Genomic DNA, 18660 nt, shown 5'->3' on the forward strand with positions numbered 1-18660 from the left:
TCGACACCGGGGCGGCGATGCCGGACCCGGGTTGGGGGACCCCCCTGAAACAGGCCTCGCAGCGGGTGCTAATCTTTTCCACGTCGCCGAGGGAAGCCTCCGGCAGACACCGGCGCCATTAGCTCAATTGGCAGAGCAGCTGGCTCTTAACCAGCGGGTTCGGGGTTCGAGTCCCTGATGGCGCACACTCACTCCCCAGGTTGAAGATCTCTTCAACCTGGGGTTTTGTGTTATCCGGAATCACTTCGTCCACTTCCTCACTGTCCATTGTGGTCTCCTGCGAGCCCGAGGGGAGCCCGAGAGCGCACGCCGGGTGCAGAGCCTTCCGCGGGATCGCCCCGGCCAGCTTCCGCGCCGCGTCCGCAGCCACTTCTTCGGCGACGTTCGTGTACAGGTCCATCGTCACCTTGATCGACGAGTGCCGGAGCATGTGCTGGATCACCTTCATGTCCACACCAGCCCCGAGGGCCAGAGTGGCGGCCCCGTGGCGGAGCCCGTGCAGGGTGATCGGGGGCAAGCCGGCCAGCTTGATCAGCCGGGCGAACTCGTCAGCCACGTCCGCGGGATGCAGCGGATTGCCGTCGGGCTCGGTGAAGAGCAAGTCGTTCTCGACCCAGTCGTCGCCGAGGCGGGCCTTGGTCTCGTCCTGGCGGGCCAGGTGGGCGCGGAGGACGAGCACGGTGTTCGGGTCGAGGGCGACGATGCCCTCCGAGGAGGGGGTCTTGGGCTTGCTCTGACCGGTCTCCCAGCCGTACTGCACGATCTGGTTCGCCACCTCCAGCGATGCCGCGTCGAGGTAGGTGTCTGAGCGCCGCTGGCCACAGCCCTCGCCCCGCCGCAGGCCGGTGTGGGCGATCAGGTGGAACAGCGCGTACAACCGGTGGTTCACTACGAAGTCCAGGAACGCCCCTGTGAGGTCCCCGGTCCACACCATCACCGGGTAAGGCACCTCGCCGGTCCGGCGCCACTTTGCGATGCGTTCCGGGGTCCACAGCTTCGGCTTCGGCCGCACCGCCGACGGCAACTCGACCAGCTTCGCGACGTTGTGGGTCAGCAGGCCCTGGTCCACCGCTGGTCGCAGGATCGCCCGCAGTGTCTCCTTGATGCGGTGCAGCGACGTCGGCCCGACCGGCCGCTGCCACTTCACCGCCTCGATCTTCCGCGGGTCGCCGCTGGCCCGGTATTCGGCGATCTGCTCGTTGCGCTCCACGATCGCCTCGAACATCGCATCCAGGTGCCCCACGCGTAGCCGGTCGCGCCGGACCTTGGCCAGGTGCGGGCGCAGGTAGAGCCGGACGTGCGACTCGTAAGAGCGGTACATATTCCGGCTGACGTTCCGCTTCTTCCGCGCCAGGAACTCGTCGAACACCACGCCCATCAACGGCTGCTCCAGCACCGCCGACCCCGCCCGGACGAGACGACGCACCGTCTCGGTCTCGGGCAGCGGCTCCTTCTGCGAGATCAGTCCCGCCAGCAAGTCTCCGATCTTCCGCGATGTCTCGGTGTCGCCCTCTTCGGCGATCCCGAGCAGGTCTCGCACCCGCTGCAAGCCCTTCTCGGCCTCGGTCGCGCTCTCGTAGCCGCCGCGACGCCGCGGCCGGCGGTTGCCCTGCACGTCCTTCGGCAGCTCGATCCGGAAGTACCACTGCCCGTGCCGCTTGTTCGCCAGCTTCGGACACGCATCACCGAGCGACTTCTTGTTCTCGTCCCGGCACGAACACCGCCGGTACACCGAGCCATCGGTCACCGAAGTCATCTCCCCTCACTCGTCAAGCACCCACCAAGGGCTTTCTCGCAGCCCGATACTCGCGCTGCGACCACCACTCGGGGAAGCCCGAGCCCGGGAAAGATCACCGGATCAGGTGGTCAAACCCAGCAACCGCAACACCCCCGACGTCGGCACGCGATACGCCGCGCCGACCCGGAACACCGGGCAAGGGAAAGAGCCACCGCGAGCCAACGCATACGCCGTCGTGCGCCGGATACCCAACGCCCGCGCGGCCGTCATCAGGTCCACGACCGCCGGCAACGCGGCCACCTCCGCGAGCGTCATCGCTTGCCCCAGCTCAGCTGTCATGTGTCCAACCCCAGCCGCTGCAACGCGAGCGCGTGACAGTCCGGATTGAGGTCGATCCCGATGAACCGGCAGCGGTGCTCTCGCGCGGCGATCCCGGTGGTCCCGCTGCCGGAGAACGGATCGAGAACGGTCCCGCCTGGCCGGCACCCGAGCCGGACACAACGGCGGGCCACCTCGAGAGTTCCCTTCGCCGGATGCCCGACCCGGCCGCGGTCCGACGAGATGCTCCACACGGCGGTCTCGCTGGTCTCGCACGGGTCTCGGCGGTCTCGGGTCAGGACGAAGATGTTCTCGTACCGGCGCGCGAACCGGTCTCGGACGCTCTCGGGCCGTGCGTTCGGCTTGTGCCAGATGATCTCGCGCTCCAAAATCCAGCCGCGCTCCTGGAGGGCATGCGTGACCCGCCACGGCACCCCGACGAGATCCTTCGCCCGATGCGAAGCCTGCGGCGGTCGATGCGTTCCGTACGGGGTCCGCGACCGCTCCGCCGCGGTCCGCGCCGTCGATCCCGCTGCGACATAGTGACCCCACGAACCGCCGTAGCTGTCCCCGAGATTCAGCCACACCGTCCCTTGTGGAGCCAGCACGTGAACAAGTTCATCGAAGACCGCGGCGAGCCGAGCGACGTACTCGTCCACAGTGCGTTCCCCGCCCAGCTGCTCGGCAACCCGGTAGTCGCGCAATCCCCAATACGGTGGTGACGTCACGACGCAGTCGACCGAGGACTCAGGCAACTCCGCGACGATACCCGCGGCGTTCCCGATATGGAACACGACTTGGCCATCGTCGTAGTAGGTCTTCACGCCGCCGACCTCTGCGGTCGGAGCTCGACGTAGTGACGACCAACGCGGCGAGCAGCAGCGCCGACATCTGCCGACCAGCCGAACGGGTCCGCCACAACGCCTTCGTGGGGACATCCGGCGGCAATGCACTTCTCGAGGACATCCTGTGCCGGCCAGACATCGCCAGGGTTCTTTCTGGTCGTGGTTCCGATGGCGTCGAGATCGAAGTAGTAGCGAGTAGTCCTGGCGAACAGGAACACCGTCTCGTAGCTGGCAGTCTCCGGCACCTGCTCGACGATCAACGCGTTGCGCAGGAGCCAGCCGTCCTCCTGCAGCGCAAAAGCAACACGCCAGCACAAGTCGGATGCCTTGTGTGCGTCAACGATGAGCCAGGCCACTCCGGTCGGACACAAAATTCGGCGTAGCGCTGCGGAAGCACGCCCGACCGTCTCGATGGAACACGGGAAGTCCCGAGTCACAACACAATCGACTGAATTCTCCGGCAGATCGATGAGAACGCGGGAAGAGGTTGAAGCACAGCTGATTGCAGGCAATGCGACCTCCGGAACCGTCGACCACAGGAGACACGGCGATCACTCTTCGGTTTGATACCTCGGCAACGCGCGCAACGAGACCTGATCGGAGTGGTCTCGCTGCCGGCTCCCAGTACGCTGGACAGCCATGGAAGCTGAAAGGTTCCCCTCGCCGCCCTTCCCTGCTCCAGACTCACCAGTTCTGGGCATGATCATCGAAGGCGCCGTGGCGGCGTATGAGTCGGGCGAAGCAAACGTCCGGGTAGCCGTGACGCATGCGGCCGTCCACGCTTGGTACGAAGGCCATATCCAGGGCGAGGATGTTTGCCCGGGATGCAACTTTCGAGGTGACTTGCCCAAGCAGCAGTGGAAAGGTGCGGACAACCGCGACGACTTCGCCGACCGGCACTGGAACCGGAACCCGCCCGACCCTCATTGAGCGGGGCGCATTGGGCGTTCACCGGTCGTGCAGCAACCCGCTCACGAGACGGGTGGTCTCGTCGTCGAGTTCGATGTCGAGAGCCGCGGCGAGATCGGCGAGCTTGTCCGCGCTCTCACGGACCGCGGCGACGTTCCCCGCTCGGTACTCGATGCGGAGCAAGTCTCGGTAGAGGACCTCGCTGATGGGCTCGGCCAGCAGACCGCGGAGAACCGCACGACGAGCGGCCGGCAGGTCTCCGGCTTTCTGGTGGGCGTCCGCGAGGGTGTGGGCGACGTCGACGACGGCATCGATCATCTCGCGCTGGATCCACGAATTCCAGGCATACCGGCCCGGCGGGACGTTGCCGAAGGGCATACCTGCGACGAGGTCGAGGGCGGCCTGCAGGTCGTCGAGCGGACCGCCCGGAAGGTTGCGGAGGCCGTTGTTGGCCAGGGTTTGAAACTGGTGCCAGTCGCAGCCGAACGAGTTGGACATCCGGTAGCCGCCGTAGCGCGCGTCGACGTTGGGCAGGTACAGCTCGCCGTCGGCGTCGGTTCCCAGCCAGGTCCGCAAGCGCGAGATGTAGCCCTGTCTGGTCGCCGCCGACCAGGGGTGGATATTGGTGCCGAGGCGGTGCGAGATCTCGTCGGCGGTGACCCCGGGGTGGAGGGTGAGGTAAGCGGCCAGTTCGGTGAGCCGGTTGAGTTTCTTGGCCTCGACCTGCGCCGGATCGACGCCCTGGACGCTGACCGGGCCGAGTAGCCGGATCGCCGGGACGCCGCTGCGGTTCCGCACTGGCGGTTCTGGGTTGCCAGGCGTCGGAGCCGGCTCAGGGTCGCCAACTTGCTCCCTTACATCACCCAAGGCTGTCACGAGCTGGTGAACCTGGCCTGGCGTCAGCCGCTGCAGTGCGATGTCGTCCTGTAGTGGCTCGACGAACGTCCGCTCTGCGGTGACGTCGAGGAGCCAGGATCCGGGCAGGTCGACGTCGTCAGCGAGCGCGGTGACAACAGCCGCGATTCCCGCGTGCTCGAGTTCGTTGAGACGTCGGAGCTGGTCAGAGTCCAGGGACTGCGCGGCCAGGAGCAAGTGTGTGCGCCCGTCGCTGAAGTCTTCCTCGAGCGCGTCCGCCCAGGTCTGCGCAAACCGGGCTCGGGCGGGATTGAGCGTCGCTGTGCTCTGTCCGACGCCGATGAGCGTGATGGTCGTCTGCTCAGCCCATGGGGCGGCTACGAGGTCCCAGGCCATCGCGAGAAGGACCGCCTCGATATCGTCCGCCGCGCCGCGCAGGGCGATCACACCGATTTGGGCGAGGTTGATCAGCACGAGTTCGCCGGTGGCGCTGTGGCCGAGCGACACCAGCGTGGGATACGGCGTTGCCATGCCCTGGTCGTCGAGGACGGCGTCCGGGTCGAGGCGCCATTCCGCGGCTGAACTCAAGCGGAAAGGCGCGACATCCGCGGTGGGCTCGGCCAGGCGAAGCCGAACGGCCTTGGCGCCGAGCCTGATCGAGATCAGCGGGGGAAAGCCGACGCCCCGGTCGTGGGCGTTGTGCGCCAAGGTGCGCAGGGCACGGTCGAGGCTCTCGACCGAGACTGGTTCCGCTGTCTCCCGCAGCGTGCTCTCGAATTCTCGTTCGCGTGGGAACGGCCGAGCCGGGCGACCGGTCCGTCGCCGCCGGGCGGCCAGCAAGGCAAGCAGGCCGGCGGCGAGTACTGCTCCGATTCCGGCGGCAACGGCGCCGACCGGCAGGCTGGTATCAACCGGGCCGGCGACCTGCTGCTGTTGCGGCCGGGGCGTCGTAGGGCTGATGGGCCGCGGCGCCACAGGCGGCGGCTGCTCAGGCGGCGCTGGCGGTGAGGGTGCGCAGCTGGCTGGTGCCGCAGCCGAGGCTCCGCCGCCTCCGCTGGGCGGGGGTACCTTCACCGGTACCAGGAGGACATCTCCTGGCTGGAGTCGATCGGGGTCGGTCAGCGGACGTCCGGAAGGTTGCGCGCGGCCGCGGCTGCGGTCGAAGATCTCCCGGTAGCGCCGTGGATCGCCGAGGCGATCTCGGGCGATCTGCGAGAGGGTCTGGCCGGGGCGGACCACCACCTCTTCGCAGTCCGTGGATTCATCCTGCGGGAGGGCGAGAATCCAGCCGGGTTTGAGCAGGTTCGCGTCCCGTAGTGCGCCACCGCTCGGTTGGCGAACACCGTGGTTCAGGTCGAACAGCTCCTGATACCGGTTCTTGTTGCCGAGTTCGGTCTCGGCGATCCGCGTGAGGCTCTCGCCCGGAGCAACCACGTGAACGGGGCGTCCTGAAGCGTCGGTCGACGGTGGATTCCCCGCACTCAACACGGACGCAACGAGGGTGGCCGGTGCGGGTTCGGCGGCCTCCGCGGCTGCGGTGCCGCTGAGGAGAAGAAGCAGGACTCCGGCGGCGATTCGCTGCGCCCAGCCGAATCCAGGCAGCCGCGGCACCGTCGCTCCGCTCAGCCAAGCTACGACCTCGACGGTGATTGCCACAAGCAGTTGCAGCCAGGCGACGAGCCCGGCGCCGACGAGCAAGACCAGGAAAACTCCGCCGTCGTCGGGGCTGGTCAGCATCTCGACGAATTCCCCCGGGTTGGGGACGTGGCCGGGCAGGTAGGCGGACCGGAACTGCCACAGCGCAGCGGGTGGTCCGACGACGACCGCGACGAGCGTGAATGCCGCAGTGACGCTTCGCAGGAAGGCCGTAGATCGCATCGCAGACTCCTTCACTAGCCGGCGGAGACCAGGACCGCGACACCGTGGCCGTGAACCGTGAACTCCCCGATGCCGATGACGCCGAGGAAGACGGTCTGCCGCACGATGGTGGTGTCGACGACGATGCGGCCGTTGTCCACCTGCACTGTCCCCGTCGCGCCGGCCGACACGACGTAACGGCGAGCCTCGGCAGCGGCAAGGTCGGGCACGACGTCAGCGTCCGTCCCTGCGGCGAGCGCGGGGACGCGGAGCGCTTGGTCCCCAGCGCGTGCGGCCTCCTCGGCGATGGAGGTCGCCTCGGAGTAGGCCAAGCCCTTGCGGCTCCCGTCCACGGCGAACCCCACCCCGATGAGCACGGCAAGGCTCAAGCCCACGACGAGCACGGAGGCCGAGCCGCGTTCCCCGCGCACCGACCTCATGACCGGGCTCCGAACCGGTCGATCGGCGATCGGAACGCCGACCGAAGCGTCTTCGACCCGCCGATCCCCGGGACGAGGTCGGCAAGGGGCACGACGCAGGTCACGGTCGCGATGACGTATCCGGTCTCGCCGAGCGACTTGGCGAAGTCGCGGGCGTCCACGTTGACGTCCAGGCTGCTGCACGCCAGCTGCTGCTCGGCGAGCACCGCGCGGGCGCGACGGTCGGCGGTGATCGCGGCGGTGTGGCCGTCTCGGGCGATCGACGCTGCGCGGGCCGCGGAGCGGGCGGCGTCGTCGATGGCCGCGTCGGCCACGAGCAGACGCAGGCCGACTAGGCCGAGCCCGAAGATCAGAAACAGCGCGACCACACCGACTACCGCCTCGATCGTGATGTCGCCCCGCTCCGATCCCGGTTTCATGGGCGCAGCTCCTCGATCGGGCCGGACGAGGTCTGACTGATCGAGAACTGCGCGAAGGGCACCAGCGACACGGCTTCTCCGGTGACCGTCACGGTGACGTTGCGGCCGTCGGTCTCGGCGTGTGCGGCGACATCATGCAGCCAGGAGCCTGTGGCCCGGGTGACGTAGCCGGCCGCGGCCGAGGCGGCGGCCGCGGTGTCCACCGGCGGGAGCCGCGCCACGCGGACGCCGTCGCGTGCGGCTTCGAGCGCCACGCCGCGGCCCAGCAGGACTACGGCGACCTGCAGGATCGCCCAGGCGACCAGCAGGATGGCGCTGAAGATGATGGCCGCGGCGACGTTGTCGTCGCCGCGTTCCCCGGTCAGCATCAGTGGCCGCCGATCAGCGGGAGCTTGCCGTTGACGAAGGCCGTGATCCCGGCGCCGATCAGCGTCGCCACGGTAATCCCGAGCGCGGCGTAGAAGGCCTTGGTGATGTTCTCATCGCCGCGTTCACCTTCGTCGGCGAACTGGCTCAGGCGCGTCTGCAGGTAGAGCCACCAGACGGTGATCTTGCCGAGCATGATCTTCTCCCTTTCAGGTGTGGAGCATCAGGTAGAGGCCGGGGAACGCGAGGAAGGCGATGAAGGCCAGGCCGAGCAGGGCGACGGGCATGTCCATGCGGTCCGAGCGGACCGACGAGCCGGTCTTGCGGTCGGCGAGCTGCTTTTCGTCCAGGGCGGCGGCTTTGGCGCGGAGGGTGTCGACGATGCTGGCGCCGTCCTGGCCGGCGCTCGCGATGATGTGCCCGATGTCCTTTAGCTCGCGGACGCCGGTTTCCTCGGCCAGCTCGGCGAAGCCGGCCCAGGGCATCCGGCCGCGGAGGACGGCTTCGTCGATGGCCAGCTTGATCCGCCGGAATGCCCAGCCGGTGCCGAGCATGGCCGGGTAGCGCAGTGCCTCCACCGGACCGCGGTCGCCGAGCCGTCCCAGCGCGACGAGCCGGCAGTAGGCGGCCAGCGCGCCGGAGAACGCCGCTCGTGCGTGCTTGACCTTGCTCTTCAGCATCACCACGGGAAGCTGCCAGCCGACGACCGCACCGCCCACTGACGCCGCGCCTGTCAGCACGATCGGCGGTGCGGCTCCGACCAGCGCCAGCACGGTGGTTAGGACGGGGATCCACAGTGCACCGCCGAGCAGGAAGCCCACGCGCTGGACCACAAAGGACTCACGCGACCGTCCGACCAGCGCGAGATCCGTGGGCTTCGCGGTCAGCTTCATCCGGTCGGCACGCACGACGACGGCGTCGAGCAGACCATCCGAGCCGCGCGGAGTTTCGTGGAGTACATCCGCGAGGCGTGGCCGTGTCGGTGCGAAGGCCGCCACAACCAGGATCACGCCGATCGCCGCCGTGATCGCCAGGACGATCAGCACCGCTTCGGTACTCATGACGGGTCCCGAAGAAGGAACCGCGGCGCCGGTGGCTCGACGCCAAGGCGACGCAACCAGACGACCGCGACGCCAACGACACCCAGCACCACGGCCAGCACCAGCTGCCCACCTACTGAGCTGTAGACCGAGGTGTAGCTGTCGCTGCCGAAGGCGGCGAAGCCGACGAACATCACCGCCCAGAGCCCGAGCAGGATCCGCGCGGCGGACCGCCGCCGGGCGCGTTCGGTCTCCGCGCCCCGTCGCGCCGCCACATCGGCGGCGACCTGCCGAGCCAAGGTGGTCAGCAACTCGGCAGTACCGGTCCCTTGCTGGTGAGCGACACACAGGCCGGCCGCCGCAGCGTCGCCGATCTGGTCGTCGACGTCGTCGGCGAACTGCAGCAGGGCGCCGGCGACGTCCCAGGTGCGCAGCCGCTGTCCGAGCGTGGTCACCTCGGCGCGGATCGCGGGCGCCACGTCGTTGGCCGAGTCCAGCAGGGCGCCGACGAGGCCCGCGTTGCCGGCGCGCAGGACGTCCGCGAGGCCGCGCAGCCAATCCTCGAGTGCTTCCAGCCGCTCGATTCGCTGCTCGGCGAGCTTCCCCGCGCCGAATAGCCACGGCAGGAACGCGCCCGCTACCGCGAGGGCGATCCCGGCGACCGGCCAGCCGCTGACCAGCCAGACCAGCGCACCCGCACCGCAAGCCAGCCCCCACCGCGCCGAACTGCCGCGTCGGCCCAGGAGCCACCGTCGGCCATGGCGGAAGGCCGGCATGTCATTCGGTTCGCGTCCGTAGATGCCGAGGGCAACGAGGGTGATTCCCAGGCCCGCTCCGGCGCCTGCCACGGTCAGGATGAACTCGGTCATCGTCGGCTCCGATCGGTCAGCCAGCCGCCGTCGCCGCCGCTGGTCAGCCAGGTCCGGTCGAAGCCTCCGCGCTCGTAGTCCTCGATGTCGGTCGGCAGGTTCCCGGTCGGCGCGGAACGTAAGCCGTCGGCTGAAGCGAACAGGTGCGTGCGGGCTGGGCGCCCGTACTCCCCGGGTTCGATGGACACGATTTCGGCGACGTGGCGATCGAGGCGGCCGGGTTGGTGCACGAGGTCGAGATGCACGATCAGGTCGATGGTGTTCGCGACGACCTCGTAGGCGAACTCGGGTGTCCAGGCCGCGTTCGTCTCCAGGCACAGCAGGACCATGCGGTGGATGGCCTGCGCGGCGCTGCGCGCGTGCAGCGTGGACAGCGACCCGGCGCCACCCGCGGCTAGCGCGTTGAGCATCGGGACAATTTCGCCGCCACGGACCTCGCCGACGACCGTACGCGCGGTGTGCATCCGCAGCGACTGCCAGACCAGCCGCGGAAGATCCACCCCGCCGACCGGCCGGCCGTTCTCCCACCGCTCGGTGTTGCCCTCCCGCTCTTCGAACGCGACCACCGCGGGAAACCGCTCGCGATGCCGGTGCAGACCGAGTTCGAACTCCGTCTCCAGCGTCGCGAAGCGCTCGGTCGCCGGGACCTCCCAGCACAACGCCCGCAGCAGCGTCGTCTTCCCGGCCTTCTGCCGCCCGCAGATGACGATGTTCTTCTCGGCGCGGACCGCCGCACGCAGCAGCGCCAGCTGAGCCGTCGACAGCATCCCGCGCTGTCGCAGCTCTTCCAGGCCAGCGGTGGGCAGCCGGTGCCGGCGGATCGAGACGTGCGGCCGGTCGGTGACGCCGATCGCCGCAGCCAGCCGCTCCCCGCCCGGCAGCTCCATGTTCAGCAGCGGACGCGCGTCGTTGATCGTGTGCTCGGTACGGCCCATCCGGGCGGCGATTCGCTGCAACCACTGCACGACCGCCTGGTCGGTCGGTGCGATCCGCGGCGCCCGGCCCACGCGACCGTCGTGGTAGGACAGCCACACCGGGTCGCAGCCGATGATGTCGATGTTCTCCACCTCGTCATCGGCCAGCAAAGTCTCCAGGCGGCCGAGGCCGAACATCTCCGCCAGCACGCTGGACCGGACTGCCTGCTCCTGTTCGACGTCGAGGAACGGGCGGCCGGACCCGGCCCACTCCTTGATGACCGTTGCGAGGGCGTCGTCGAGCAGGATCTCCGCGATCGCACGCTCGTCCCGCTCCCCTGACGCGATCTTCTGTTGCACGAGCGGCGCCAGGCGCTGCTGCACCCGCTCGACGATCTCGTCGATGCCGGCGAACGCGGCGAGGTCAACGGACATGGTCGTTCACCACCGGGTGTGGCTTTCGCAGCCAGCTCATCCGCTCCATCGCGCGGCGGCCGACCTCGCCGGCCGTCTTCCGGGCGTGGGTCAGCAGCGGCGACGTCTCGAACCTCCGGCCAGGCCGGTGCAGGTCGGAGAACTGCGCCGCAGTCACCGGGTCCCACGGCAGCGCACCGACGACGTGCAGGCCGAGTTCCTTCCCGATCTCGCCGTGCGGATAGCGCTGGTAGATCCGCGGGTCCGGATCAGCGACCAGGACCACGAGTCCATCGTGGTCGAAGACGCCGTGCTCCTCCCGGATCACGTCCACAGCCTTCGCAAGCGCTTGCAGCGAACCGCGACAGTTGCACACGACCGCCACGACCAGGTCAGCCTCCGACAACACCGCGGCCGCGGTGGCCCGGCTGTGGAACCGGCCGCAGTCGGCGAGGACGTCGACGGTCTCCAGGTCGAGGAACAACGACGTCAGCCGGCGCCAATCCAGGCTGCAGGCTTCCCGCGGAGAACCCACGCCGGGCAGGAGATGATGGCGGCCGGTGCCGTCCGGCAGGACGCGCAGCTGGCTCGACATCGCCCGGTGCAGCGGCATGGTCCGCGCCTGCAGCATCAGCTCGAACACGCCGGTCTTTCCGTGGGTGCCGTCGGGGTCGAACACGCTGAGCGCGCGCCCGCCCGCCGGGTCGCACTCGGCGACGACGGCGTGCCGCGGCCAGACCCAGCCCAGAGCCAGTGCCGCCGTCGAAACGCCGGGGCTGCCGTTCACCGAGATGAAGGAGATCAACACGTCGATCACCGGTCCTTCGGCAACACGACGATCGCGACACCGCCGGCCGAGGCCCGGGATGCCAACTGGACGCCGTTCGCCTCCGGCACGACGACGTCGATCACCTGCGTCGAGGTCGCGTCGCGGTCGCTCACGCTGATCACCGCACCGCGAACCGGCGCCCACGCCTCGGCAGCGGTTCCCGCGACACCAGCGGGAACAAGAAGGATCGGCTGGCGAGGTTGCAACGGCGCCGCGGGCAGCTGCCCCGGCTTCACTGGCACACCGATCAGCTGCTGCCCGGCGCCCGGGACGATGGCCGGGTCCGTCACCGCGTCGGGCGTCACGATCTCGCCCGGCTGCAGGTCGGTCGGGGACGTCCGGCCGACGACGTCGAACCGCCGATCCCACGGCAACGGCCGGACACCGGGGTCGGGCCGGACCTGGACCTCGCGCAAGGCATCGGCGGTGATGACCTCGCCGTACCGGACCGGCCGGGCGACGCCGACCGCGGCCACTGCCTCGTCGGTCGCGCGGAAGACCCACACGACCCCGGCAGCGGAGAGCGCGGACAGCACTAGGCCGAGCAGGACGAGCAGCTTGGAGCGGCGTCGTCGCGGCGGCCGGAGCGGAACCGGTGCCGGAGGTGGAGCGTCGGGAACGCCGCGCAGCGGCTGCACCCGCGTGGTCATCGCGGGCCCCGGGTGTTCAGGGTTCGGATCTCCCGGACCGGCAGTTGCGCCGACGAGGTCAGCGCCATCGTCCGGAACGCGCTCTGCCCACCGCCCGACCAGCGGATCTCCCACCGGCTCGTCGCGTCGATCCCAGCCACTCCCCCGGCGACGAGGTCGCGGTAGACGTGGCCGCACGTCGGTGACGGCTGTCCGGCCAGGCCGTCGGTGAACTCGGCGCCCGGCCCCGGACAGCTGACCGTGATCCCGTCCCCCATCGACCAGTCGATCTTGGCCAAGGTGGCCGTGGCGGTGACCGTGATCGAGCCGGCACTCGCGGTCCGCGTCACCGGGCCCACCGTGGCCTCGCGGCGGGCGGTCCACATCCAGACCGGGAAGCCGATCGTCGCGCCGTGCGGCGAATCCGCCGGCGGAGCGAGCCGGATGTCCGGGGCCGACAACCCCATCTCCGAGATGGCCTGCTCGGCCAGCGCCGCCGGCGACACTTGCGGGACGACGACCGGCTGTCCGTTCGGGGCGAACACCACCCGCGGCCATCCCTGCAGGGCACCACCGCCCTGGCAGATCAGGAGCTTCAACGAGCCTTCTGACGGCGAGTGTCCACCCCACAGCGGGTCACCGGCGGGCGGAGGAGTCCACGGCTGGTCCACGCAGGACGGCCGCGGCCCTCCGGATGCGCCAGCTTGGTGGCCCGGGCCTGTCCCGCGCTGCGGCTTATCGCCTGCCGCCGTGCCGCCGGGCCGCCCCGGGTCGGTGGCCGCCACCCAGCAGATCCCGCGGGTGCCGGCCGACTCGCATTGGCCTGTGCCTGCCTGGCCATACGCCACCGCGGGCACAGCCGCCGCGACGAGGCCGGCCGCAAGGACACAGCTTCCCTTCAGCATCGTTTCTCCAGACGTGGTTGAACTTGCTGAACCAGCCACCGATCGGCGTCCGGGTACTGGACGACCTGGGCCTCGAATTCGTATCGCCGCGGCTGAGCCGGATTATCGAGATTTCGGCCGGTCTCACCGGCCTTGTCGCTGACCAGGTGCACGTCGGTGGCGTCGAGGCAGTCGGTGATGACCACCCTCGGCGGCCGGCCGAGCGACACCGTGGTCGCCTTCGGCGCCCGCCCGTACCGGCCGACGACGTGCGCCGGAACGGACACGAGGTTGGCGACCTCGTTCACGTAGTCCGTCAGCGCCGGATCGGCCATCGCCTTCGCCAGCTCCGGCCGCCAATCCTTCCCGCGTGGAGAATGCCCGGCTTGTTCACTGATCTGCCAGTACGACTCGTAGGCGGCCAACGCGGACTGAGCGGCATCATCGTCGGGACTTTTCGGATCCGGCGGAAGCGAGACGCTGGAAGGTGACGCACTCGGCGCCGTTCCCTGCGTATCCCCCGCACAACTGACCAATCCGGCCGAAACGAGAACGAGCGCCACTACGGACAACCAGCTTTCCGTCATTGTTCAAACCTCTCTGACGACCGTTGATATGGCCATCAAACCGGCAGAGCGCGACGACGTTGATCTGTTCACTCGGATGTGTCAGGCCGGGCCGTAGTATCCGGGGGCGCAACCCACGCCACCGTTCCACCACGCGCCGGTCACGCGCCATCTGATGACCGGCTGCAGGTCCGTCACGCCTGGCCCGACGCAGTAGTGATAGATGTTCCCCCAGACGTCTTGGACGTCGAGCATGACAGTGGAACCCGTCCCGCCGTCACAGTGACGGTACTGTCCCCATTCCAGATACCCGCAGTGTTCCGCCATCGTGTGCGGGACAGCTGCATCGGCAGCCGACACGGAGACGCATCCGAACATGGCGATCACCGCTGAGGCCGCGCTAATGATCCGACCTGCCCCGCGAAATATTTTCGAGTTTGACATTCCGTCCTCCAAACCAGTCCATGTTCTTGCTATGGATCCGGTCTACCGGCGGACGTCCCACGCACTGCAAACGGTGCATGACGCGGACTTTGAGGTACGCATGGGAAATAGCCGTGATTTCACCTTGTCAGCGACCTCATGGGCGATCAAGGCAGAAGTCGACCGCCGTGAAGAGATCGGTTTCCCTGAAGTCCAGCAACGGTTTACGGCCGGTGATCGTGCCTTCGGCGAGGTCCGCGGACAGACCGTAGTCGAACAATTCGGCGCGGATGCGGTACTTCGTGCCAGGGGTCGGCGTCACCGCCCAGCAGCGCCACGTGATGCCGTCCTCGTCAGCTTTCGGGCTGAGGTCTTCGCAGCTACCCTGCGTCTGTTGGAGGGGGAGTGCCCTCGCGCGGCGGCAGTTGGACTCCTCGCTCGTCGAGGAGCTGGATTTGCAACCCGTAGCTCCGGTCCTTGTAGCCGAGAAGCGACACGCGAACGAAAACCATGTCGCCTGGCATCGGACTGACGTTCTGTGGCCGGGTCGTGTCAGTGTCGCCCATCCTCTGCAGATAGCCGGTGTAGTCGACGGCATGTTCGACCGCGATGTGGTCGATAGTGGCGCCGAGCTTTTCGCGAGGTCTTAGGTCCGGGGTGACCGTGTAAACAGCGGCATACACGCCGGCCACGGTCGTTGCCACCAAGCCGACGAACGTCAGCAGGCCGACGAGTAAGCCCTTGAGCGCAAAGGACCGACGCTTCGTTCCCACAGGTCGGTCTTCCACCGGGGATTCGGCGCCTTCGGACGAGCTGCTCTCCTCCTCGGTCTCGCCCGAATCCGTGTCGTCCGCCGACGCTTCCGCCATGGACAGAAGCTCAGCTTCGGTGACGCCTCACACAGCCGTAATTCGCTTCCCAGTCGATGTGGTGCTGGGTCAGCCACACCGCCGTGTTCCGCGGCCCGCCCTTGAGACGCTTGCGGATCGCCATGTCGCGGAGAATCCGCTTGACCGGCCCCGGAGTTGCCGTGCCGCCCATCCGAGCGCTGGTCGCCACCAAGCGCTCGACTCGCTCCCGGCGCTGCCCTTCATAGATTCGGAACGCGTCGGCGACGTCCGGCACGTCGCGCAGGCACTTCGCCAGGACGATGGCGTCCTCCATCGCCATCGACGCGCCGTGTCCGGCATTCGGCGCCGCGGCGTGCGCCGCGTCGCCGATGACGATCATCCGGCCCGTATGCCAGGTCGGGGTGGACGCGATGTCGTACCCGTTGCTTGCCCGGATCTCCTCCGACGCTTCGACAATCGCAGACGCCGGCGACCGGTCTCCCCGAAGCAGCACCGTGGCTTGCCTCTTCCAGCCCTCGAGCGACGTCTCCGCCAACTCGGCTTTCCTCATCTCCGGGCCTGGCAGGTTCACGAACCACCATGTCTCACCGGTGGGCGCGGTCGTGTAGGCGAAAAAGACCCGCTTGCCGTAGATCATCCGGTACACGCCCGGCACCGGATCGACGGGCGCCCGCCTGGCATAGCCGCACAGCACGACCGTCCCGGTGTAGCGCGGCTCGGGCGCGTCCGGTTCGATGAGCACGCGGGTCGCCGAGTGGATGCCGTCGGCGCCGATCAGCAGGTCGCCTTCTCTGCGGGTGCCGTCCGCGAAGACCGCCGCCACGCTCTGATCGAGGTCGGTGTCCACGTCGTCGAGCCGCTTGTCGTGCTCGATCTTGATCCCGCGGCGCACGGCCTCGTCGTGCAGCACCCGGTACAGCTCGGCCCGCTTGATCGTGTGCGGCCCGTACGCGCCGGTCGAGCCGCCGCCGATGGGCGCTTCACCCAGCAGCTTGCCCGATCCGCTCCAGAACAACGCTCGGTCGGCCGGGAACGACGCCTCCAGCACCGGCTTGTCGGCATCGATGGCGTGCAGCGCGTCAAAGCCGTTGTTCATGATCGTCATGAAAGCGCCGACGTCGTCTGCACCTTCCGGGTATGCCTCGTAGACAACGGAGTCGATACCCGCCTTCTGGAGCGCCATCGCCGCGACCGGCCCCGCGATGCCTCCGCCGATGATCAACGCCTTGGTCATCCCGCTCCCCTCGTCTCCAGGCCCCGCGCCAGCTGAATCAGCTCGCGCACGTCGGCGTCCAGTCCCTCGCCCTCCGGAAGCGCCACCGGAACCGCCTTCACGTCAGCCGGTTCACCGGCCGCGTGCGCGGCCAGCGCCTGCTCCAGGCGGCTCGGCAGGTCGGCCGTGGCATCGGTCCGCGCCAGGTACGGGCTGATCCGGACCAGCCCGTCGCGGCACTCGACGACCCGGCGGTAGTACCGACGATGCGTCCCCCGAAGGCGAAGCACGTCACGCCAAGGTGCCGCCGGAACGCGATCCAGTGCGTCGTCCGGAAACCGCGAGTGCAACGCCGTCCACAGCGGAGCCAGCTGCCGATACCCACTTCGGTGCCGCGACCAGATCCGCACCGCACCGCACCTGGTCACCGCAGCCGGATAGGTGACTCCGGCCAAGAACAGCAGTACGCCAGGCATCAGCAAAAAGGTGGCGGCGAGCGCACCCATCACCGTCCCCGCGGATCCGGGCCTCTCCGCGACGCCGACGTCGTAAACCAAGGTCAGCACGATCGCCGGCACGAAGACGCAGTTCGCCACGACGATGACCACCAGGCCGATGGCCGCGATGCGCAGTCCTCGAGCCAGCCTGCCGACCGCCTCGCGCGCGAACCGCCAGGCCCACACCGCCGCCGCAGCGAAGCCGATCGCCATGAACACGTCCGCGGCGATGAAGAAGATCGCCACGCTGGGCACCGACTGGTCGTTGGTCCGGGCGGAGGCTGGCGTCGCCAGCGCGGCGACGACGAGTGCCACCTCCGCCGCGAGCAGCGGAAGCGCGTACCAGACGGCCCGTCGCCGCGCGACCGGCCGCTCTCGCGCGGAGAACAGGAAAAAGCACACCAGGCAGTAGACCCCGACCAGCAGAACACCGTGCTGGGTCAACCGCGAGATCATCGGCGGCAGCCCGGCCACCCGGGCGCCGTTGTCGGCCGCGGCGCCGAACGGGAACGCAACCGCCAGGCAGGCCACCAGCGCTGTCACGCTGCGAAGCGCGGCGTTGCCGGGATTCCGGACCAGCCTCAGCACCAGCCAGAGCAGCACGACGGCCGACACGATGCCGTACGCGGCGATCAGTGGTTTCACAGCCAGCCCAACCGGTCTTCGAGCGCGGCGCCCATCCGCCGCGCCGCGCCGCTCGAGCCCCCGCTGACGACGACGTGGTCGAGAACCGAGGCCCACTCCAGGACGATCGTCGCGGTGGTCTCGGCCTCGCGTTCCTGCTCGGTGTCGTACGAGGTTCGCCGCAGCGCGCGGCGAACAGCGTCCGGCTCCAGGTCCGGGTACCGCTCGCGCAGGCTGTCCGTCGTCATGTCCGGGTAGAGCTCGGCGAGCAGCTTGTCGTCGCACGGGTCGCTCTGGTGACCTGCCAGCAGGTGTCCGAGCTCGTGCAGGATGATGTGGTTCTGGTGCGGCCCGCTGGTTTCGCTCTGGTACAGGATGTAGTCCGCCGGGCGCGTGCTGATCCACACGCCGAACGGACCCGGCACCGGGATCGGGTGTGCCAGCAGGCGGATCGGCTTTCCCCGCTGATCACCGACGCGCCGGCACAGCTCCACGACGTCCAGCGGCGGGTGGATGTCCAACTCGTTCAGCAACCGCCGGCACCGCCGCCGGAGCGCCCGCTCGCTCATCCCTCCCCTCCCCGGCTCCGCTCCTGCTCTGCTTGCTGATCGCGGTAGACGACGTCGAGAAGATCCATCACGAGCTGACGTCGGCCCGGGGTCAGCTCACCGGCCCGCATCGCGATGAGCTGTGCTTCCGGGGCACCAGCTTGGGCCTTGAGACGTTCCTGCTCCGCTGCGAGGTCGCGCAGCTGCTGGTCAACGCGGTCGGTCACGTCGTCGTCGAAGAAGTAGTTGAACGGGACGCCGAAGAACTTGGCCAACCCCTCGACGTGCTTGATCGTCGGGTTGTCCCGCTTCCGCTTCCGAAGCTGCCAGACGTAGGTGCCGGAGATCTTCGTACCCGCGGCCGTGATGGAGTCCGCGACGAAGTCGTTGCTGTACTCGTCGCCCTCCGGAGACTTCGTGACGGCAAACAGGTGGTTCAGCTTGTCCGCGAAGTCACGCGCGGGACGTTCAGCCATCACCCCTCCTCAGCTCCCTTCGACGGTACCGCCCACCAGGCGCTTTAACTCAGATTAAGGCCTGATCAGGTGAATGTCTCGTCGATAGTTGAGACGCCACCTGCAGAAACTTAAGATCAACAGCCTGGGGTGATCG

General features: G+C 68.6%; 23 protein-coding genes, 1 tRNA gene and 1 pseudogene. 2 read left to right on the top strand and 23 right to left on the bottom strand.

Features of this window, described 5'->3' with window-relative positions:
• Positions 1 to 112 precede the first annotated feature (112 nt).
• Positions 113 to 185, top strand: a tRNA-Lys gene (locus tag ISP_RS36615).
• Positions 186 to 433: 248 nt separating this feature from the next.
• Here ISP_RS36615 and ISP_RS48415 read toward each other — a convergent pair.
• The 4 genes and pseudogenes from ISP_RS48415 to ISP_RS36635 form a co-directional block, all read right to left on the bottom strand.
• A pseudogene (locus ISP_RS48415) lies at positions 434 to 1756 on the bottom strand (tyrosine-type recombinase/integrase); the annotation flags it as partial.
• 102 nt (positions 1757 to 1858) lie between these two features.
• Positions 1859 to 2077, bottom strand: a complete 219-nt coding sequence (locus ISP_RS36625; RefSeq protein ID WP_013228849.1) for a helix-turn-helix domain-containing protein — start codon at positions 2075 to 2077, stop codon at positions 1859 to 1861.
• Positions 2074 to 2880, bottom strand: coding sequence for a DNA-methyltransferase (locus tag ISP_RS36630; protein WP_013228850.1), 807 nt, complete (start codon positions 2878 to 2880; stop codon positions 2074 to 2076). Before ISP_RS36630 ends, ISP_RS36625 begins: the two co-directional genes overlap by 4 nt.
• On the bottom strand, positions 2877 to 3338 hold the full coding sequence (locus ISP_RS36635; protein ID WP_326938646.1) for a DNA methyltransferase: 462 nt from the start codon (positions 3336 to 3338) through the stop codon (positions 2877 to 2879). The genes ISP_RS36630 and ISP_RS36635 overlap by 4 nt, the downstream gene beginning before the upstream one ends.
• Before the next feature lie 262 nt (positions 3339 to 3600).
• Between ISP_RS36635 and ISP_RS36640 the strand changes: the two genes are divergently transcribed.
• Positions 3601 to 3831: a hypothetical protein gene (locus ISP_RS36640; protein WP_200881092.1), complete on the top strand. Its 231-nt coding sequence runs from the start codon at positions 3601 to 3603 to the stop codon at positions 3829 to 3831.
• An 18-nt stretch (positions 3832 to 3849) separates the two neighbouring features.
• On the opposite strand, the gene ISP_RS36645 is transcribed toward ISP_RS36640, so the two are convergent.
• The 19 genes from ISP_RS36645 to ISP_RS36735 all read right to left on the bottom strand — a co-directional run bounded on the left by ISP_RS36645 (position 3850) and on the right by ISP_RS36735 (position 18524).
• Entirely contained in the window at positions 3850 to 6543 is a 2694-nt protein-coding gene (locus ISP_RS36645; protein WP_013228852.1) for a BTAD domain-containing putative transcriptional regulator, read from the bottom strand.
• A 14-nt stretch (positions 6544 to 6557) separates the two neighbouring features.
• Positions 6558 to 6962, bottom strand: a complete 405-nt coding sequence (locus tag ISP_RS36650; protein WP_013228853.1) for a hypothetical protein — start codon at positions 6960 to 6962, stop codon at positions 6558 to 6560.
• Positions 6959 to 7381 carry a hypothetical protein gene (locus ISP_RS36655; protein ID WP_013228854.1) on the bottom strand — a complete coding sequence of 141 codons (423 nt, stop codon included), beginning with the start codon at positions 7379 to 7381 and terminating at the stop codon, positions 6959 to 6961. The genes ISP_RS36650 and ISP_RS36655 overlap by 4 nt, the downstream gene beginning before the upstream one ends.
• The gene (locus ISP_RS36660; RefSeq protein WP_013228855.1) at positions 7378 to 7749 is read right to left on the bottom strand and encodes a hypothetical protein; all 372 of its coding nucleotides are present in this window, start codon (positions 7747 to 7749) and stop codon (positions 7378 to 7380) included. Before ISP_RS36660 ends, ISP_RS36655 begins: the two co-directional genes overlap by 4 nt.
• A complete protein-coding gene (locus tag ISP_RS36665; protein WP_013228856.1) occupies positions 7749 to 7943 on the bottom strand; it encodes a hypothetical protein in 195 nt (64 codons plus the stop codon). Before ISP_RS36665 ends, ISP_RS36660 begins: the two co-directional genes overlap by 1 nt.
• Positions 7944 to 7956: 13 nt before the next feature.
• Positions 7957 to 8808 (bottom strand): type II secretion system protein, encoded by an 852-nt coding sequence (locus ISP_RS36670; protein ID WP_013228857.1) that lies wholly within the window; start codon positions 8806 to 8808, stop codon positions 7957 to 7959.
• Positions 8805 to 9656 carry a type II secretion system F family protein gene (locus ISP_RS36675; protein ID WP_013228858.1) on the bottom strand — a complete coding sequence of 284 codons (852 nt, stop codon included), beginning with the start codon at positions 9654 to 9656 and terminating at the stop codon, positions 8805 to 8807. The genes ISP_RS36670 and ISP_RS36675 overlap by 4 nt, the downstream gene beginning before the upstream one ends.
• Positions 9653 to 11005, bottom strand: coding sequence for a CpaF family protein (locus ISP_RS36680; RefSeq protein ID WP_013228859.1), 1353 nt, complete (start codon positions 11003 to 11005; stop codon positions 9653 to 9655). Before ISP_RS36680 ends, ISP_RS36675 begins: the two co-directional genes overlap by 4 nt.
• Positions 10995 to 11801: a P-loop NTPase family protein gene (locus ISP_RS36685; RefSeq protein ID WP_013228860.1), complete on the bottom strand. Its 807-nt coding sequence runs from the start codon at positions 11799 to 11801 to the stop codon at positions 10995 to 10997. The genes ISP_RS36680 and ISP_RS36685 overlap by 11 nt, the downstream gene beginning before the upstream one ends.
• On the bottom strand, positions 11798 to 12463 hold the full coding sequence (locus tag ISP_RS36690) for an SAF domain-containing protein (protein WP_013228861.1): 666 nt from the start codon (positions 12461 to 12463) through the stop codon (positions 11798 to 11800). The genes ISP_RS36685 and ISP_RS36690 overlap by 4 nt, the downstream gene beginning before the upstream one ends.
• Positions 12460 to 13041 (bottom strand): hypothetical protein, encoded by a 582-nt coding sequence (locus tag ISP_RS36695; protein WP_013228862.1) that lies wholly within the window; start codon positions 13039 to 13041, stop codon positions 12460 to 12462. Before ISP_RS36695 ends, ISP_RS36690 begins: the two co-directional genes overlap by 4 nt.
• 299 nt (positions 13042 to 13340) lie before the next feature.
• The gene (locus ISP_RS36700; RefSeq protein ID WP_230468507.1) at positions 13341 to 13913 is read right to left on the bottom strand and encodes a hypothetical protein; all 573 of its coding nucleotides are present in this window, start codon (positions 13911 to 13913) and stop codon (positions 13341 to 13343) included.
• Between the two features lie 81 nt (positions 13914 to 13994).
• Positions 13995 to 14336, bottom strand: coding sequence for a DUF6355 family natural product biosynthesis protein (locus tag ISP_RS36705; protein ID WP_320109488.1), 342 nt, complete (start codon positions 14334 to 14336; stop codon positions 13995 to 13997).
• Between the two features lie 136 nt (positions 14337 to 14472).
• Positions 14473 to 14637: a hypothetical protein gene (locus ISP_RS36710; RefSeq protein ID WP_014467560.1), complete on the bottom strand. Its 165-nt coding sequence runs from the start codon at positions 14635 to 14637 to the stop codon at positions 14473 to 14475.
• Between the two features lie 58 nt (positions 14638 to 14695).
• Positions 14696 to 15184: a hypothetical protein gene (locus tag ISP_RS36715; protein WP_014467561.1), complete on the bottom strand. Its 489-nt coding sequence runs from the start codon at positions 15182 to 15184 to the stop codon at positions 14696 to 14698.
• A gap of 10 nt (positions 15185 to 15194) precedes the next feature.
• Complete coding sequence (locus tag ISP_RS36720; RefSeq protein ID WP_013228864.1) at positions 15195 to 16400, bottom strand: FAD-dependent monooxygenase; 1206 nt, start codon at positions 16398 to 16400, stop codon at positions 15195 to 15197.
• Complete coding sequence (locus ISP_RS36725) at positions 16397 to 17521, bottom strand: MAB_1171c family putative transporter (protein ID WP_013228865.1); 1125 nt, start codon at positions 17519 to 17521, stop codon at positions 16397 to 16399. The genes ISP_RS36720 and ISP_RS36725 overlap by 4 nt, the downstream gene beginning before the upstream one ends.
• On the bottom strand, positions 17518 to 18069 hold the full coding sequence (locus ISP_RS36730; RefSeq protein ID WP_013228866.1) for a hypothetical protein: 552 nt from the start codon (positions 18067 to 18069) through the stop codon (positions 17518 to 17520). The genes ISP_RS36725 and ISP_RS36730 overlap by 4 nt, the downstream gene beginning before the upstream one ends.
• Positions 18066 to 18524, bottom strand: a complete 459-nt coding sequence (locus tag ISP_RS36735; protein WP_013228867.1) for a helix-turn-helix domain-containing protein — start codon at positions 18522 to 18524, stop codon at positions 18066 to 18068. The genes ISP_RS36730 and ISP_RS36735 overlap by 4 nt, the downstream gene beginning before the upstream one ends.
• Positions 18525 to 18660 lie beyond the last annotated feature (136 nt).

It is taken from the genome of Amycolatopsis mediterranei (assembly GCF_026017845.1).
Taxonomy (GTDB): Bacteria; Actinomycetota; Actinomycetes; order Mycobacteriales; family Pseudonocardiaceae; genus Amycolatopsis; species Amycolatopsis mediterranei.